The 15,826-nt window shown below is 71.2% G+C and carries 19 protein-coding genes and 1 riboswitch; of the genes, 9 read left to right on the forward strand and 10 right to left on the reverse strand.

The features are described 5' to 3' along the window. Positions 1-71 precede the first annotated feature (71 nt). Complete coding sequence (locus KBX71_RS23670) at positions 72-659, reverse strand: ECF transporter S component (RefSeq protein ID WP_210820112.1); 588 nt, start codon at positions 657-659, stop codon at positions 72-74. A 75-nt stretch (positions 660-734) separates the two neighbouring features. Beyond that, positions 735-839, reverse strand: a riboswitch (TPP riboswitch). A 107-nt stretch (positions 840-946) separates the two neighbouring features. Between KBX71_RS23670 and KBX71_RS23675 the strand changes: the two genes are divergently transcribed. From KBX71_RS23675 to KBX71_RS23695, 5 genes are all read left to right on the forward strand, one after another. After that, positions 947-1,777, forward strand: a complete 831-nt coding sequence (locus KBX71_RS23675; protein WP_210820113.1) for an alpha/beta fold hydrolase — start codon at positions 947-949, stop codon at positions 1,775-1,777. After that, a complete protein-coding gene (locus KBX71_RS23680; protein WP_307847270.1) occupies positions 1,778-2,584 on the forward strand; it encodes an AAC(3) family N-acetyltransferase in 807 nt (268 codons plus the stop codon). Next, the gene (locus KBX71_RS23685) at positions 2,581-3,330 is read left to right on the forward strand and encodes a sugar isomerase domain-containing protein (RefSeq protein WP_210820114.1); all 750 of its coding nucleotides are present in this window, start codon (positions 2,581-2,583) and stop codon (positions 3,328-3,330) included. Before KBX71_RS23680 ends, KBX71_RS23685 begins: the two co-directional genes overlap by 4 nt. 139 nt (positions 3,331-3,469) lie before the next feature. Then, positions 3,470-3,973, forward strand: coding sequence for a DUF6328 family protein (locus KBX71_RS23690; RefSeq protein ID WP_210820115.1), 504 nt, complete (start codon positions 3,470-3,472; stop codon positions 3,971-3,973). Positions 3,974-4,077: 104 nt separating this feature from the next. Further along, positions 4,078-6,066: an acyl-CoA dehydrogenase family protein gene (locus KBX71_RS23695; protein ID WP_374102632.1), complete on the forward strand. Its 1,989-nt coding sequence runs from the start codon at positions 4,078-4,080 to the stop codon at positions 6,064-6,066. Positions 6,067-6,075: 9 nt separating this feature from the next. Here KBX71_RS23695 and KBX71_RS23700 read toward each other — a convergent pair whose 3' ends face one another. From KBX71_RS23700 to KBX71_RS23735, 8 genes are all read right to left on the reverse strand, one after another. Next, positions 6,076-6,243 carry a hypothetical protein gene (locus tag KBX71_RS23700; protein WP_167337361.1) on the reverse strand — a complete coding sequence of 56 codons (168 nt, stop codon included), beginning with the start codon at positions 6,241-6,243 and terminating at the stop codon, positions 6,076-6,078. A gap of 220 nt (positions 6,244-6,463) precedes the next feature. Continuing rightward, positions 6,464-7,072: a hypothetical protein gene (locus KBX71_RS23705; protein WP_210820117.1), complete on the reverse strand. Its 609-nt coding sequence runs from the start codon at positions 7,070-7,072 to the stop codon at positions 6,464-6,466. A gap of 79 nt (positions 7,073-7,151) precedes the next feature. Further along, positions 7,152-7,550: a Fur family transcriptional regulator gene (locus KBX71_RS23710; protein WP_210820118.1), complete on the reverse strand. Its 399-nt coding sequence runs from the start codon at positions 7,548-7,550 to the stop codon at positions 7,152-7,154. Next, a complete protein-coding gene (locus tag KBX71_RS23715) occupies positions 7,547-7,846 on the reverse strand; it encodes a metalloregulator ArsR/SmtB family transcription factor (protein WP_030338189.1) in 300 nt (99 codons plus the stop codon). Before KBX71_RS23715 ends, KBX71_RS23710 begins: the two co-directional genes overlap by 4 nt. Before the next feature lie 43 nt (positions 7,847-7,889). Beyond that, positions 7,890-8,756: a metal ABC transporter permease gene (locus KBX71_RS23720; RefSeq protein ID WP_210820119.1), complete on the reverse strand. Its 867-nt coding sequence runs from the start codon at positions 8,754-8,756 to the stop codon at positions 7,890-7,892. Positions 8,757-8,759: 3 nt separating this feature from the next. Beyond that, the gene (locus KBX71_RS23725) at positions 8,760-9,521 is read right to left on the reverse strand and encodes a metal ABC transporter ATP-binding protein (protein ID WP_196929961.1); all 762 of its coding nucleotides are present in this window, start codon (positions 9,519-9,521) and stop codon (positions 8,760-8,762) included. Further along, on the reverse strand, positions 9,518-10,465 hold the full coding sequence (locus KBX71_RS23730; protein WP_210820120.1) for a metal ABC transporter substrate-binding protein: 948 nt from the start codon (positions 10,463-10,465) through the stop codon (positions 9,518-9,520). Before KBX71_RS23730 ends, KBX71_RS23725 begins: the two co-directional genes overlap by 4 nt. Positions 10,466-10,519: 54 nt before the next feature. Next, positions 10,520-10,777 carry a hypothetical protein gene (locus KBX71_RS23735; RefSeq protein ID WP_124823388.1) on the reverse strand — a complete coding sequence of 86 codons (258 nt, stop codon included), beginning with the start codon at positions 10,775-10,777 and terminating at the stop codon, positions 10,520-10,522. 29 nt (positions 10,778-10,806) lie between these two features. Between KBX71_RS23735 and KBX71_RS23740 the strand changes: the two genes are divergently transcribed. From KBX71_RS23740 to dusB, 4 genes are all read left to right on the forward strand, one after another. Continuing rightward, positions 10,807-11,148: an antibiotic biosynthesis monooxygenase gene (locus tag KBX71_RS23740; RefSeq protein WP_124823386.1), complete on the forward strand. Its 342-nt coding sequence runs from the start codon at positions 10,807-10,809 to the stop codon at positions 11,146-11,148. A 24-nt stretch (positions 11,149-11,172) separates the two neighbouring features. After that, positions 11,173-11,652 (forward strand): hypothetical protein, encoded by a 480-nt coding sequence (locus KBX71_RS23745; protein WP_124823385.1) that lies wholly within the window; start codon positions 11,173-11,175, stop codon positions 11,650-11,652. 114 nt (positions 11,653-11,766) lie between these two features. Then, positions 11,767-13,146 (forward strand): glycine--tRNA ligase, encoded by a 1,380-nt coding sequence (locus tag KBX71_RS23750; protein ID WP_210820121.1) that lies wholly within the window; start codon positions 11,767-11,769, stop codon positions 13,144-13,146. Between the two features lie 64 nt (positions 13,147-13,210). After that, complete coding sequence (gene dusB, locus KBX71_RS23755) at positions 13,211-14,383, forward strand: tRNA dihydrouridine synthase DusB (RefSeq protein ID WP_210820122.1); 1,173 nt, start codon at positions 13,211-13,213, stop codon at positions 14,381-14,383. Between the two features lie 588 nt (positions 14,384-14,971). Here dusB and KBX71_RS23760 read toward each other — a convergent pair. Further along, the gene (locus tag KBX71_RS23760; protein WP_210820123.1) at positions 14,972-15,631 is read right to left on the reverse strand and encodes a C39 family peptidase; all 660 of its coding nucleotides are present in this window, start codon (positions 15,629-15,631) and stop codon (positions 14,972-14,974) included. Positions 15,632-15,826: the final 195 nt, after the last annotated feature.

The following is a 15,826-nucleotide window of genomic DNA, read 5'->3' on the forward strand; positions in this document are numbered from 1 at the left end:
ATCATGAGGTTGACGGTGGTTATGAAGATCCATCCGCCCGTCAACCTCATGATCGACGCGAGTGGGTGGGGTTAGATCAGGGCGCGGTTTCGGCCTGCGGGGAAGCGGTCCAGGACGCCGGTGTTGGCCAGGGCCTTCGTGAGCAGCCAGCCGCCGGCGCCGGCGATCACGGTGGCGCTGACGATGGTGAGCAGCGCGTACGGGATGCGGTAGTCGGTCAGCGCGTAGTCGACGTTCCAGACGAAGAAGTCGAACAGCGCGGCGCTGAGGCCGGTCAGCGCGCCGGCGAACACCGCGGTCGGCAGCCGGAACGACCGGTACCGGAAGGCGGCGAAGGCCAACTCGGCGCCGATGCCCTGCACGATGCCCTGCGGGATCACCGTGCCGGCCCACTGGCTGCCCAGCAGCGCGGACAGGACCGCGGCCACGGTCTCGCAGTAGAGCGCGGCGCCGGGCTTGCGGATGACCAGCCCACCGATCACCGCCGGCATCAGCCAGACGCCGTAGAGCAGCGTCTGCGCCGGCGGGAAGAAGGCGAACGCGCCCTCGGTGGCGCTCCAGACCAGGCCCCAGGCCCAGAAGATGACGCCGAAGGCGACAGCGATCACCGAGGCGACCACGATGTCGATGGTGCGCCAACGGTTGGTGGTGTTGTCCATGGTTTGCTCCCAGTTCAAGTGAAGAGAACCAGGAGAAGACGCACGCCGCGTCCGGTGGCACCGGACTGCGGCGCGGCTGGAGGTCGACCGAACTCCCTGCGCTGGCATTACCCAGATCAGGTTCGAGGGTCTGCGGGCGTGCCCGCACTCTCAGCGCTGTGCGCTCCCCTGTCGGATATGAAGTTGTCTCGCTGACGCTAACACCGACCAGTGTCGCGGGCCCAGCAGGGCATCCGCCTGACCTGCGGGAGCGACCGGCCCGCCACCCTCTGGGTACGCTTCCGATCATGCGGGTTGACGCGCGAGGCTTCACGTTCGAGGTGACCGTGGGCGGCCCACCGGACGGCGTACCCGTCCTGTTGCTGCACGGTTTCCCCCAGCACAGCGGCGAGTGGGACGACGTGGTGCCGACGCTGCACGCGGGCGGGCTGCGCACGTACGCGCTGGACCAGCGTGGTTACTCGCCCGGCGCCCGGCCCACGCCGGTCGCCGACTACCGGATCCCCGAGCTCGTCACCGACGTGGTGGCGGTGCTCGACGCGCTCGGGCTGGACGCCGTACACCTGGTCGGCCACGACTGGGGCGCGATCGTGGCTTGGGCGGTCGCCGCCCGGCACCCCGAGCGGGTGCACACGCTGACCGCGGTGTCCGTACCGCATCCGGCGGCCATGGCGCACGCCCTGAGCACCGACGCCCAACAGAAGGCCCGCTCGTCGTACATCGCGCTGTTCCGCAAGCCGGACAAGGCGGAGAAGGTGCTGCTGGCGTGGCACGCCACAGCGCTGCGCAAGCTGCTCGGCGGGGTGGGCGACACGTCCCGGGTGAACCGGTACGCCGACCCGATGCGTGAGCCGGGGGCGCTCACTGCCGCGCTGAACTGGTACCGGGCGATGTCCCGCGCCGACCTGGCCGGCGTCGGCCCGGTCACGGTGCCCACCACGTACGTCTGGAGTGACAAGGACGTCGCCATCGGCCGGACCGCCGCCGAGGCGTGCGCGGCGAACGTCACAGGGGACTACCGCTTCGTGCAGTTGCCCGGGGTGAGTCACTGGATCCCGGACGCGGCGCCGGGCGCGCTCGCCGAGGCGATCCTGGCCCGAGTCGGCGGGACGGCCTGAGTGGTGGTGGACTCCAACGGGCCGGGCAGCCGTCGCTCGATCGCCGCGCAGCTCCGCGTGCTGGGCGTACGCCCCGGCGCGACACTGCTGGTACACGCCGCGTTGCGTCCGCTGGGCTTCGTCAGCGGCGGCCCGCACGCGGTGGTCCTCGCCCTGCGCGACGCGCTCGGCCCGGACGGCACCATCGTCGTGCCCACCCACACGCCCGACAACAGCGACCCGGCGCAGTGGCGCAGGCCGCCGGTGCCGGCGGACTGGTGGCCGCTGATCCGCTCGGAGATGCCGGGCTTCGACCCGGCGGTCACACCGAGCCGGTTCATGGGTGCGCTCGCCGAGACGGTCCGCGGCTGGCCCGGTGCGCTGCGCAGCTCCCATCCGCACGTGTCGTTCGCCGCGCTCGGCCCGGCCGCCGAGCAGGTGGTCGCCGGGCACACCCTGGCGGACATGCTCGGCGAGGGCTCCCCGCTGGCCCGCCTCTACGACCTGGACGCCGACGTGTTGCTGCTCGGCGTGGACCACTCGGTGAGCACCTCGCTGCACCTGGCCGAATACCGCTGCCCCGGCGCGCCCCGGGAGCGGCTCGGTGCCGCCGTGCGTACCGCCGACGGTGGCCGGGACTGGGCGTGGTGGCAGGACGTACGGCTCGACGCTGACGACTTCGCCGTGTTGGGCGACGACCTGGAGGCCACCGGGGCGGTACGCACCGGACCGGTGGGCACCGGGACCGGCAGGTTGATGCGCCAGCGGGCGGCTGTCGACTTCGCGGTCCGCTGGCTGGCCCGCAATCGAACGACGGAGGACGTATGACGGTGAGCGCCGAGGACTACCTGGCCGTGGTGACCGAGACGATCGGCCGGGTGGCCGTCAGTCAGCGGGAGGCGGTGGGTCGGGCCGCCGACCTGATCGCCGAGGCCGTCCGAGCCGACGGCGTGGTGCACGCGTTCGGCACCGGGCACTCGGAGGCCCTCGCGATGGAGATCGCCGGCCGGGCCGGCGGTCTGGTGCCGACCAACCGGATCGCGCTACGCGACCTGGTGCTGCTCGGCGGCGAACCGGCCGAACGGCTCGGCCCGCTGCTGGAACGGGACCCGGCCGTCGCACACCGCCTCTACGAGCTGGCCCCGGTGCGCCCCACCGACGTCTTCGTGCTCGCCTCGAACTCCGGGGTCAACGGCGCGATGGTGGAGTTCGCCACGCTGGTGAAGGAACGCGGTCACGGGCTGGTGGCGATCACCTCGGCGCAGCACTCCGGCCGGATGGCCTCCCGGCACCCGTCCGGGCGCAAGCTGAGCGACGTCGCCGACGTGGTGCTCGACAACGGCGCGCCGTACGGCGACGCCACGCTGCCCCTGCCCGGTGGCGGCGCGGTCGGCGCGGTCTCCTCGATCACCGCGGCGCTGTTGGCCCAGCAGGTGACCGTGGAGGTGGTGGCGCGGTTGCTGGCGGCGGGGGAGCAACCTCCGGTCTACCTGTCGGCGAACATCCCGGACGGCGACGCGCACAACAACGAGTTGGAGGCTCGGTACGCGGGCCGTATCCGACGCGGGTCCTGACACGGTGCTGGGGGCCGACCTGCGTCGCCGAGATGAACGGCAGATGTCGTGAACCTGTTTCGCGCTCGGCCGGGTGGGGCATTGGCGTTGCTGCCGGCGGCCGGGACCGCCGGCAGTAGCGTCTCACCGGAGGTAGTGCGTGTCCAAGGAGACCGAGAAGCAGCGCTGGCAGCGCAACTTCGCCGACCTGCTCCAAGAGTTGCGGGTCGCCCAGACCGGCGTGCAGATCCTCTTCGCCTTCCTGCTCACCCTGCCGTTCAGTAACGGGTTCACCGAGACCACTGAGTTCCAACGCGACGTCTACATCGTGGCGTTGCTCGCGGCGGCCGCCGCCACCGCGTTGATCATCTCGCCGGTGGCGTTCCACCGGGCGCTGTTCCGGCAGGGGCGCAAGCCGGAGCTGGTCCGCTTCGCGCACCGGATGGCCACCGGCGGCCTCGCCTTCATGCTGATCGCGATGGTCAGCGCGGTGCTGCTGATCACCGACTTCGTGCTGGACCGGCCGATCGCCTTCGTGCTCAGCTCTTTGGCCGGCATCTGGTTCCTCGCGTTCTGGGTGGCTCTGCCGTTCGCCCGACGCAACTGGGGTGAGGACGACATCGACGACGATGACGACGACCCGGACACGACCAACGGCAGCTGACCGCGCCGATCTTCACGCAGCGCTACCCCTGGGTAACAACCGGGGGTAGCGTGGCGGTAGTCGCGCACGTCGACGCAGCCGCACCGAGCTTCGAGGGGGCAGCCGTGACCACGACGCAGAACGGCCGACCGGCACCGGACGGCCCCGACTCCGCCGGTGCCGCCGCGCCGCTGCCCGCGGAAGCCGGGCAGGTCACCGAGAAGGAGGCCCGGCAGGTCGCCGAGGCCGCCCGCGAGTCCACCTGGGACCGGCCCAGCTTCGGCAAGGAGCTGTTCCTCGGCCGGTTCCGGCTCGACCTGATCGACCCGTGGCCCCGATCCGACCCGGACGACGTGGCTCGCGCCGAGGAGTTCCTTGGTCGGTTCCGCGCCTTCCTGACCTCCGAGGTGGACGGCGCGGCCATCGAACGGGACGCGTCCATACCCGACTCGGTGTTCCACGGCCTGGCCGACCTCGGCGCGTTCGGCATGAAGATCGACAGGAAGTACGGCGGGCTCGGGCTGAGCAACCTGCACTACTGCCGGGCCCTCATGCTGGCCGGCTCGGTGAGCCCGGCCATCGGCGCGCTGCTCTCGGCGCACCAGTCGATCGGTGTGCCGCAGCCACTGAAGATGTTCGGCACCGCCGAGCAGAAGCAACGCTTCCTGCCCCGGCTCGCCGCCGGCGAGGTGTCCGCGTTCCTGCTCACCGAGCCCGACGTCGGCTCCGACCCGGCCCGGCTGGCCACCATCGCCGAGCCGACCGAGGACGGCACGGGTTACCGCCTCAACGGGGTGAAGCTCTGGGCCACCAACGGCATCGTGGCCACCCTGCTGGTGGTGATGGCCCGGGTGCCGGCCACGGAGGGACGTCGGGGCGGAATCACCGCGTTCGTGGTGGACGGCGACAGCCCGGGGATCACCGTCGAGCGGCGCAACGAGTTCATCGGCCTGCGCGGCCTGGAGAACAGCCTGACCCGGTTCCACGACGTGATCGTCCCCGCCGAGAACATCATCGGCGGCGAGGGCAAGGGGCTGAAGATTGCCCTCACCACTCTGAACACCGGCCGGCTCTCGCTGCCGGCCATGTGCGTGGGTGCCGGCAAGTGGGCGTTGAACGTCGCCCGGGGGTGGGCCGCCGACCGGGTCCAGTGGGGACGGCCGGTGGGCGAGCACGAGGCCGTCGCGCAGAAGCTCTCCTTCATCGCAGCCACCACGTACGGCATGGAGACCATGCTTGACCTCTGCTGCCTGCTCGCCGACGACGATCGCAACGACATCCGGATCGAAGCGGCACTGGTCAAGCTGTACGCCAGCGAGATGGCCTGGAAGATCGCCGACGAGCTGATCCAGATCCGGGGCGGGCGCGGCTACGAGACGGCCGACTCACTGGCCGCCCGCGGAGAGCGCCCGGCCGCCGTCGAGCAGATGCTGCGCGACCTGCGGATCAACCGGATCTTCGAGGGCGCCACCGAGATCATGCACCTGCTGATCGCGCGGGAGGCGGTCGACGCCCACCTGTCGGTGGCGGGCGACATCATCGACCCGGACGCGGGGCTGGGCCGCAAGGTCCGAGCCGGCGCGCGAGCGGGCGCCTTCTACGCGAAGTGGCTGCCGACCCTCGCCGTGGGCCGGGGGCAGAGCCCTTCGGCGTACGCCGAGTTCGGCCCACTCGCCGCGCACCTGCGACAGGTGGAACGTTCGTCACGCAAGCTGGCCCGGTCGACGTTCTACGCGATGTCCCGCTGGCAGGGAAAGATGGAACGTAAGCAGGCGTTCCTCGGCCGGATCGTGGACATCGGCGCCGAGTTGTTCGCGATGTCCGCGGTCTGCGTCCGGGCCACCGCCGAACGGGACAGCCGACCGGAGAACGTCGAGCTGGCCGACCTGTTCTGCCGGCAGGCGCGGGTCCGGGTGGACGCCCTGTTCGCCGCACTCTGGGACAACACCGACTCGGTCGACACCGCCGCCGCGAAGCGCATCCTCGCCGGCCGCTACGCGGGCCTGGAGGAGGGTGTGCTCACCCCGTCCGACGAGCTGCCCTGGGTGGCCCGCTGGTCGCCCGGCCCGTCCACCGCCGAGGACGTCCGCCGCCGCATCCCCCCGAAGCCGTAGACCGGCGGGTCAGCGGGAGACCGCCCAGGCCAGCACCCCCGCCAGGATCAGACCGTTGAGCCCGGCCAGCGCCAGGTACGCCGCGGGTGGGATCTTCTTGCCCCGGCGTACGAAGGAGACCAGGACAGCGGCGTAGCCGAGCAGCAGGACGGCGATGACGACAAGGAAGTAGAACACCCGACGACCTTAGCGGCCCCGTTCTGGCGTCAGGGCTGCGGTCGGTGGGCGGCAGCGGTGATCAAATGATGAAAAGTAGGTTCCAGAAGCGGGCTTGACCTACTTTTCATCACTTGATCAAGGCAAGAGTGGCTGCGGGGCATGTCGCGGCCGGCGGTCGGCGACCCGTGACCGGAGACCTACGACCGGGGAGCCGGACCGCTGACGCATTGGTGCGACCTTAGCGGGCCTGGCCGCGTAGGCCGAGTTGGCGCAGCTCCAGGGCGGCCAGCGCGTCGACTGTCGCGTCGTCCCCGCGCCGCCACGCCTCGCCGACGTCCGGACCGATCCGGGTCAGTTTGCCCAGTGGCTGGGTGGCCAGCGCGCGCAGGGCAAGCAGGTCCCGGCCGGCTGGCCCGGCAGCGAGCTTCGTCGCCGATCCGGCCCGGCGCATCCAGCGGACCCGCAGCGGCAGCCAGCCGAACAGCACGATGCCGAGCGGGAAGATCAGCACGGCGATGGCGAGGGCCAGGGCGAGTTGGTCGACCAACTGCTGCTGGTCGCGCCCGGCGTCTGCGAGCGATCGGGCGGCGTCGGCGGCGCGCTGGAACGGTGCGGTGAGTTCGTCGCCGACCAGTGGCACCCGGCCGACCTTGCTGCCGGCGTCGCCCAGGTTGTCGGCGAGCCCGGTGCCGGCGCCCTCCAGCTTCTGCCCCGGCACGGCGAGCTTCTGCACCAGGTCGTGCAGCCACAGCGCGCCGCGGATCGCCACGTACACCCAGGCGACGACGAGCAGGTCGGTGAGCAACTGACGGGCGGCGGTCGGGAACCGATCAGCATAGATTTTCACGCCGGCCAGCGTGCCACGAACGCCCCGCTCGGTGTAGCCATGAAGTGAGCCAGGGTCGCGACCGGCCGGGCGCTGCTGGTCAGCGGACGCAGGTCGGGCAGGTGCCGAAGATCTCCAGGGTGTGGCTGACGTCGGCGTAGCCGTGTTGGGCGGCGACCCGATCGGCCCAGCTCTCCACGGCCGGGCCGGCCACCTCGACCGTACGCCCGCACACCCGGCAGACCAGGTGGTGGTGGTGCCCCTCGCTGCACCGGCGGTAGAGGTGCTCGCCGCCCGGCGGACGCATCACGTCGATCTCACCGGCGTCGGCGAGCCCCTGCAGGGTGCGGTAGACGGTGGTCAGGCCGACCCGCTCGCCGCGCTGCCGCAGCATCGCGTGCAGGTCCTGGGCGCTGTGGAAGCCCTCCATCTCGCCCAGCAGCGCGCTCACCGCCGAACGCTGCCGGGTGTTGCGCACCGCGGCGCTGCTCTCGGTCATGATCCCTCCCCGGCGTGGCTGACCGCGTCCGCCACGATGTGCGCGACGTGCTCGTCGACCAGGCTGTAGGCGATCTCCCGGCCCCGGCGGGAGCCGCGCACCACGCCCGCTCCGCGTAACACCCGCAGGTGCTGGGAGACCAGTGGTTGCGCCGCACCGAGCTTCTCCACCAACTCGTGCACGCACCGCTCGCCGCCGGCCAGCTCACTGACGATGGCCAGCCGAATGGGCGCGGACAGGGCACGGAGCAACTCGCTGGCCCCGTCGAACCCGTCGTAGCCCGTCGCACTGGTCATCCTGCAACGGTAACCAATACCAGCGACGTCCCGCTGAGCAGGCTCAGCTCAGCACGACCTCGTGGGGTTCCGGCGCCGGCGCGGCGGTCGGCGTCGTCCGGCGGCGCACGGCCCGCCAGACACCGCCGGCCACGGCCACCACCAGGAACGAGGCGATCGCCACCAGCACCACCGAGGCGCCCGGCGCGGTGTCCGCCGTGGCCGCCACCCAGACACCCGAGCCGGCGGCGAAGAGCCCGAGCGCCATCGCGGCGCCCATCGTGCTGCGGAAGCCCCGGGTGACCTGCTGGGCGGTGGCGACCGGCACCACCATCAACGCGCTGATCAGCAGCACTCCGACGGCCCGCATGGCGATGGTCACGGTGACCGCCGTGGCGACCGCGATCAGCAGGTTCAGCGTGCGGACCGGCAGGCCGGAGACCCGGGCGTACTCCTCGTCGTGACTGACCGCGAAGAGCGCCGGCCGCAACGCGATCATCGTGACCAGGATCGCCGCGCCGAGCACCGCGATGGTGGTCAGGTCGGCGGGCGAGATGGTGGTCAGCGACCCGAACAGGTAGGCGTTGAGGTTCGCGCTCGTCGCGTCCGAGAGGCCAACCAGGAGTACGCCGCCCGCGATGCCGCCGTAGAAGAGCAGGGCCAGGGCCAGATCACCTGAGGTACGCCCGCGAGCGCGGACGATCTCGATGGCGATCGCGCCGATGGTGGCGGCGATCACCGCGACCAGCACCGGTGAGCGGTTGAGCAGCAGACCCGCCCCGACGCCGGTCAGCGCCACGTGCCCCACACCGTCGCCGATCAACGCCAGCCGGCGCTGCACCAGGTAGATGCCGAGCGCCGGCGCGGCCAGGCCGATCACCAGCGCGCCGATCAGGGCCCGCTGCATGTAGGGGTACTGGAAGAGTTCCATGGGTCAGTTGCTCCACAGCCCGGCGGGCTCGTCGTAGCAGTGCGGGTGCACGTGGTCGTGGTCGGGCTCCGCGTGATGGCCGGCCGGGTCCGGCACCGCGCCGTCGTGGGCGATGCGACCCTCGTGGACGACGACAGCCCGGCTGATCACCGGACGCAGCGGGCCCAGCTCGTGGGCGACGAGCAGCACCGTCCCGCCGTCGGCGACGAAGTCGCGCAGCGCGCCCGCGAACGCCTCCTGGCTGGCCGCGTCCACCCCGGCGGTGGGCTCGTCGAGAACCAGCAGCTCCGGCTGGCCGGCCAGGGCGCGGGCGATCAGGGTGCGCTGCTGTTGGCCGCCGGAGAGCGTGGACACCGGGTCACCGGCCCGGTCGGCGAGCCCGACCGCGCGCAGCGCGGTGTCGACGGCGGACCGGTCGGCTCGACCCGGCGGACGCAGCACCCCCCGACGGGCCAGCCGGCCGGAGGCCACCACCTCGCGGACGGTGGCCGGCACGCCGCCGCCGGCGCCCAGGCGCTGCGGGACGTACCCGATGCGCGCCCACTGCCGGAATCGGCGCAACGGCCGGTCGAAGAGGGTGACCGAGCCGGCGCTGATCGGCACCAGCCCGAGCACGGCGCGGATCAGGGTGGACTTGCCGGAGCCGTTGGCGCCGAGGATCGCGACCACCTCGCCGGCGGTCACGGTGAGCGAGATGTCCCGGAGCACGGGGCGGCCGTCGTAGCCGACCACCCCGTGCTCGACGGTGATGACAGGTGAGGTCACGAGCAGCTCAAGGCCGTCTGCAGGGTCCGCAGGTTGGTGCGCATCACCGAAAGGTAGTCCCCGTCGCTGCCCGCGGCGAGCCCTTCGATCGGGTCGAGCACGGCGGTCTTCGCGCCGACCTGACCGGCGATGGTCTCGGCCACCTTCGGGCTGACCAGGGTCTCGAAGAAGATCGTGGTGGCCTGGTGCTCCTTCGCCTCCTCGATCACGTGCGCGAGGCGCTGCGGCGAGGGCTCGACGTCCGGGCTCAGCCCGGTGATGCCGACCTGGTCGAGCTGGTAGCGGTCGGCGAGGTAGCCGAACGCGGCGTGGCTGGTCACGATCTCCCGCCGCTGGCAGGTCGCCAGACCGTTCTTGAACTCGCCGTCCAGGGTCGTCAGGTCGGCGCGCAGGGCGGCCGACCGGGCGGTGTAGTCGGCGGCGTGGTCCGGGTCGGCCTTGCCGAGCCGCTGGGCGAGCTGGTCGCCGATGCCGGCCAGCCGGGTCGGGTCGAGCCAGACGTGCGGGTCCTTGCCGCCGTTGCCCTCCTCGGCGTGCCCCTCCTCGCCCTCGTGGTTGTGCCCGCCGGCGGACGCGTCCAACAGCGGCTGCACGCTTGTCACGTCGAACGCCCGGTCGCCGCCGTTCTGGGCCACGGCGTCGTCGACCGCAGGCTGGAACCCCTTGAGGTAGACGATCAGCTCCGCGTCGCTGACCTGGCCGACCTGGCTCGGGTTGAGCTCCAGGTCGTGTGGCTCGGCACCCGGCTTGGCCAGGTTGGTCACCCGGACCGCGTCGCCGCCGATCCGCTCGGCCAGAAACTGGAGGGGGTAGAAGGCGGCCACCACGTCGACTCGCTGGGGGTCGGCGCCGGCGGCACCACCTGTGGAGCAGCCGGCCCCGGCGCCCAGGGCGAGCAGGGCGGTCGCGGCGGCCAGGACACGGTACGTGGCGCGGTTGGTCATGTCGTCAACTGTCCGTGGCAACGATAATGATTGTCAAAAACGCATGATTGCATGTCAGAGGAGCTTCGCGAGGCCCACAGTCACCAGCAGGGTCAGCATCAGCAGTCGGATCAGCCGGGTCTGCGGCGCCTGAATCGCCCAGGTCGTCGCCAACAGGGCGATCAGGACCCCGGCGAGCGAGAGCGTCAGCAGCCCGCCGATCACCCCGGGCGTGAAGAACGCCACCAGCACCACCACCAGGGTGAGCAGGAACACCGACGTCGGGTTGGCCCCGGCCAAACGGGCGAGCAGAGGGCGCTGCGTACGCTGCATCCCACAGACTCTACGAGGAGGAACCCCCGGTGCTGGTGACCAACCGGTTCGTGGTCGACGTCGAGACCGCCGACGGCTTCACCGAACGGGCGCACGCCGCCCTCACCGCGCTGGCCGGCCGGCCCGGCTACCTGCGCGGCCAACTGGTCCGGGCGCTGGACGACCCCCGGCACTGGTCACTGGTCACCGAATGGGAGTCGGTCGGCACGTACCGGCGGGCGCTCGGCGCCTTCGAGGTCAAGGTCAGCGCCGTGCCGCTGCTCGCCGAGTCCGTCGACGAGCCCTCCGCCTACGAGGCGCTCGCCACCGCCGCCCCCGGCGGGGCCGTGGTCGTCGCCGAGAGTGATCGGGCTGCGGGTCCTTACCGCTGAGCCGCCGGACACTACGCTGCTCCTATGACCGCACCCGCCCCGCCACCCGGTCCCGGCGTGGCTCCGCCGTTCGCCGCGCCGCCCACCGAGGGCCGCCGGACCCGGCTCTGGATCGGCCTCGGCGTCGGCGCGCTCGCCGTGGTGCTCTGCTGCGGCGGAGGTGGCACCGCCGTCGTCGGCCTGGCCGTCAGTGGAGTCCAGGCGATCCGGGAACAGGCCCGCACCGTGACCGGCGACTACTACCAGGCGTTGGTCGAGCGGAACTACGGGCGGGCGTACGACCAGCTCTGCGACGACGCGCAGCGGCGTGAGTCCCGGCCGGAGTTCGAGCGGCGCGCCGCCGCCGAACCGCAGGTGACCGCGTTCCGGGTGGGTGAGGTGGACACCACCTACCTGACCGTGCCGGTCGACGTGACCCTCGACGGCGGCGACCGGGACCGTCAACAGGTCAGCCTCGGCCAGGACGGGCAGACCGGCGGTGTGGAGGTCTGCGAGGTCAGCTGACCCGCCCCGGTATTCTGCTGGGCTCGGGGGGACGGTGGTCGTACCGTTGTCCCCGAACCGACCGTTCCATCCACATCTCGCCCCCGCCGACCGCCAGCCGGCGTAGGAGGAAACATGCCAGCCGACCGTATCGACGCCGTCGTCAGCCTCGCCAAGCGCCGAGGCTTCGTCTTCCCCTCCAGTGAGATCTATGGGGGCACCCGATCGGCGTGGGACTACGGCCCGCTCGGCGTGGAACTCAAGGAGAACGTCCGCCGGCAGTGGTGGAAGACCATGGTCCAGCAGCGCGACGACGTCGTCGGCCTGGACTCCGCGGTGATCCTGTCCCGCAAGGTGTGGGAGGCGTCCGGCCACATCGCCGAGTTCGTCGACCCGCTCACCGAGTGCCAGTTCTGTCACAAGCGGTTCCGCGCCGACCACCTCGAGGAGGCGTACGCCGAGAAGCACGGCAAGCCGCTCACCTCACTGGCCGAGCTGAACTGCCCCAACTGTGGCAACAAGGGCACCTTCACCGAGCCGAAGATGTTCAACGGCCTCATGAAGACCTACCTGGGCCCGGTGGAGAGCGACGAGGGGCTGCACTACCTGCGCCCGGAGACCGCGCAGGGCATCTTCGTCAACTACAAGAACGTCGAGACGGTCGCCCGCAAGAAGCCCCCGTTCGGCATCGCGCAGACCGGCAAGTCGTTCCGCAACGAGATCACCCCGGGCAACTTCATCTTCCGGACCCGCGAGTTCGAGCAGATGGAGATGGAGTTCTTCGTCGAGCCGGGCAGCGACGAGCAGTGGCACGAGTACTGGCTCCAGGAGCGCTGGAACTGGTACCTCGACCTCGGCCTGTCGGCGGACAATCTGCGCCTGTTCGAGCACCCCAAGGAGAAGCTGTCGCACTACTCGAAGCGGACGGTGGACATCGAGTACCGCTTCCAGTTCGGTGGCACCGAGTTCGCCGAGCTGGAGGGTGTCGCCAACCGCACCGACTTCGACCTCTCCACGCACAGCAAGCACTCCGGCGTCGACCTGTCGTACTTCGACCAGAGCAAGAGTGAGCGCTGGATGCCGTACGTCATCGAGCCGGCCGCGGGTCTGACCCGCGCGGTGCTCGCCTTCCTGCTGGAGGCGTACGACGAGGACGAGGCGCCGAACACCAAGGGCGGCGTGGACAAGCGCACCGTGATGCGGTTCGACCCGCGGCTCGCCCCGGTCAAGGTGGCGGTGCTGCCGCTGTCCCGCAACGAGGCGCTGTCGCCCAAGGCCAAGGACCTCGCGGCGCTGCTGCGTAAGCGCTGGGTGGTGGAGTTCGACGACTCGCAGGCGATCGGGCGCCGCTACCGCCGGCAGGACGAGATCGGCACCCCGTTCTGCGTGACTGTCGACTTCGACACCCTGGACGACAACGCGGTGACGGTGCGCAACCGGGACACCATGGCCCAGGAGCGCGTCTCCCTGGACCAGGTCGAGCGCTACCTGATCGAGCGTCTGCCCGGCTGCTGAGACTCTGCGCACGGGGCCTCGGCCGACGCGATAAGCGCCGGTCGGGGCCCCGTACACTTGTCCGGTGACTGCCTCGACCGTGCCCGCGCTGCGCCCGCTGACTCTCGGGCAGCACCAGGTGTGGCCGCCGGTCGTGCTCGCGCCGATGGCCGGGATCACCAACATCGGGTTCCGTCGGCTCTGTCGCGAGCAGGGCGGCGGCATCTACGTCTGCGAGATGATCACCACCCGGGCGCTGGTCGAGCGCAACCCGAAGACGCTGCGCATGATCGCGTTCGGCGACGACGAGAAGCCCCGCAGCCTCCAGCTCTACGGCACCGATCCGGAGATCACCGCCGCCGCCGTGCGGATCGTCGTCGAGCGCAACGTGGCCGACCACATCGACCTCAACTTCGGCTGCCCCGTACCCAAGGTCACCCGGCGTGGCGGCGGCGCGGCGCTGCCGTGGCGGCGCCGGCTCTTCGCGCGACTGGTGCGGGCCGCGGTGGCCGCCGCGTCACCGTCCGGCGTGCCGGTCACCGTCAAGATGCGCAAGGGCATCGACGACGACCATCTGACGTACGTCGAAGCCGGGCTCGCCGCCCAGGACGCCGGCGTGGCCGCGGTGGCCCTGCACGGGCGCACGGCGTCGCAGCGCTACTCGGGCACCGCCGACTGGGACGCGATCGCCACCCTGAAGCAGGCCCTGGACGTGCCGGTGCTCGGCAACGGCGACATCTGGGAGGCCGACGACGCGCTGCGGATGGTGGCCCACACCGGCGTCGACGGCGTGGTCATCGGGCGCGGCTGCCTGGGCCGACCGTGGCTCTTCGCCGACCTGGAGGCCGCCTTCAACGGTCGGCCCGAGCGGCGGCTTCCCAATCTCGGCGAGGTGGCGTTGACCATGCGCCGGCACGCCGAACTGCTTGTCGACCAGTTCACGGCCGGCGCCCGCAACCCGGCCCGAGGCGAACGGGACGGCTGTACCGACTTCCGCAAGCACGTCGCCTGGTACCTCAAGGGCTTCCCGGTCGGCGGCGAGCTGCGTCGCTCGCTGGCGATGATCGAAAGCCTGGCCCAGCTCGACGACCTGCTCGGCAAGCTCGACCCGGCGGAGCCGTTCCCGCTGACCGCCCTCGGGCAGCCGCGCGGGCGTACCAACTCCCCGGGCAAGGTCTTCCTGCCGGAGGGCTGGCTGGCCAGCCGAGACGACGACACGGTCCCCGAGGGCGCCGAGATGGACGACTCCGGCGGCTGAGCCCCGCACCTGGCGGGTTGGGCGGAGACGCCCCGCGACCATCCCTCGGGAACGCGGCTCCCAGTAGGGTCCGTGTCGGCTCGCCGGTCACCCCCCGGAGCCCTCGGGTCGTGGCGCTCCGTCTTTTCTCGACGCTCCGCGCAGAGGCTGGCAGCTGAATTCGGCGTCCTTTGGAGCTGATGTCGTGAACGAATCATCAGCTCGGCTTCGTCGGCCGTGCGCCCCTGACTCGTCTACGGCGTTAGCTTCAGGGTGCGCTTCTGGTTCGTCGACGGCGTCAGCTCCAACGTGCGCGCCTGATTCGTCTACGACATCAGCTCCAAAGGACCCGTGGCACAGTCAGTGGGGTGGCCTGCCCGGGTTGGGTGGCCTGCCGGGGTGGGCGGCCTGCTGTGATTGGGACGGCTTGGCCGGGTGAACGGCTTGCCGGGTGGGCGGCACGTCGGGGTGGGCGGCCTGGTCAGCTCGGATGGCCCCATGATTCCGTCGGCGCCTGACGAGGGCGCCTGGTCAGCAACCGCTCATGCCGAAGGGCCGGGCCCCTGTGGTGGGGTCCGGCCCTTCGCTTCGTGTGTGGTGGTGCGGGTGTCAGCTGGTGGCGTAGCCGCGGGTGGCGATCCAGTCGGCGAGGTGCTCGACGGTGATCTGGTAGGCGGCTTGGTTGGGGTCGGCGGAGTCGGCGATGGTGACGGTGTTGCCGTTGTCGTGGTAGCCGACGACGCTGATGTAGTGCCCGCCCTGGTAGGAGTGGGTGGTGCCGACGGTGTCGGTGCTGGTGCCGGCGATGTTCGCGACCACGGCCCTACCGTCGTCGACGGTGCGGACGATGTCGGCGCGCAGGGTGTCGGTCTGCTTCGCGTCGGCGTCGGGGGTGCTGATTTCTACGGACCGGTAGGCGTCAGTCTTGCCGGTTTCCTTGTTCAGGACGGGGGTGATGTCGTTGATGGAGTTGGTGCCGGCTTCGGTGGTGCCCATTTCCTTGGCCATGTCGTCGACGTTGATGTTCTTGCCCTGCACGGACAGGGCGTTTCGGGTGGCGGCGGGGCCGCAGTAGTAGAAGTTCGGCTGGGCTTCGTAGCGCACGCCGAGTTCCCGGTCGCCGTGGCCCTTGCGGTCGGTCTGGGTCTGGGTGGCCGGCTTGCCGCTGGGGGCGGCGAAGGCGGTGGTGACGGGGCCGGCGATGGCGCCGCCGGTGAAGGCGAGACCAGCGGCGGTGAGGGCGGTCTTACGGATCAGATCGGTACGCATGGTGGCGTGCTCCTCTGCATCGGGGGTGCCCGCACGGCACTCAACGGGGGGCAGTACGACCGTGCGGGGGAAGTTCGGGGGGTTCTGCCCGGTGACCCGCAACGAGGGGGTCGGCGTCGGGACAGGGTGTAACGGGTGCCGGTGGCGGATCATTCCGCCTACCTGCGGGGGGCCGGCCGTGGTGGGGCTCGGCCG

This window comes from Micromonospora sp. D93, assembly GCF_018070365.1.
In the GTDB taxonomy this organism is placed as follows: Bacteria; Actinomycetota; Actinomycetes; order Mycobacteriales; family Micromonosporaceae; genus Micromonospora; species Micromonospora ureilytica.

Excerpts from the sequence above, each read along its gene's own strand:
- KBX71_RS23670 (WP_210820112.1), bottom strand. The coding sequence starts at position 659 with ATGGACAACACCACCAACCGTTGGCGCACCATCGACATCGTGGTCGCC.
- KBX71_RS23675 (WP_210820113.1), top strand. The coding sequence starts at position 947 with ATGCGGGTTGACGCGCGAGGCTTCACGTTCGAGGTGACCGTGGGCGGC.
- KBX71_RS23685 (WP_210820114.1), top strand. The coding sequence starts at position 2,581 with ATGACGGTGAGCGCCGAGGACTACCTGGCCGTGGTGACCGAGACGATC.
- KBX71_RS23710 (WP_210820118.1), bottom strand. The coding sequence starts at position 7,550 with ATGACCGAGAGCAGCGCCGCGGTGCGCAACACCCGGCAGCGTTCGGCG.
- KBX71_RS23715 (WP_030338189.1), bottom strand. The coding sequence starts at position 7,846 with ATGACCAGTGCGACGGGCTACGACGGGTTCGACGGGGCCAGCGAGTTG.
- KBX71_RS23720 (WP_210820119.1), bottom strand. The coding sequence starts at position 8,756 with ATGGAACTCTTCCAGTACCCCTACATGCAGCGGGCCCTGATCGGCGCG.
- KBX71_RS23730 (WP_210820120.1), bottom strand. The coding sequence starts at position 10,465 with ATGACCAACCGCGCCACGTACCGTGTCCTGGCCGCCGCGACCGCCCTG.
- KBX71_RS23735 (WP_124823388.1), bottom strand. The coding sequence starts at position 10,777 with ATGCAGCGTACGCAGCGCCCTCTGCTCGCCCGTTTGGCCGGGGCCAAC.
- KBX71_RS23745 (WP_124823385.1), top strand. The coding sequence starts at position 11,173 with ATGACCGCACCCGCCCCGCCACCCGGTCCCGGCGTGGCTCCGCCGTTC.
- KBX71_RS23750 (WP_210820121.1), top strand. The coding sequence starts at position 11,767 with ATGCCAGCCGACCGTATCGACGCCGTCGTCAGCCTCGCCAAGCGCCGA.
- KBX71_RS23760 (WP_210820123.1), bottom strand. The coding sequence starts at position 15,631 with ATGCGTACCGATCTGATCCGTAAGACCGCCCTCACCGCCGCTGGTCTC.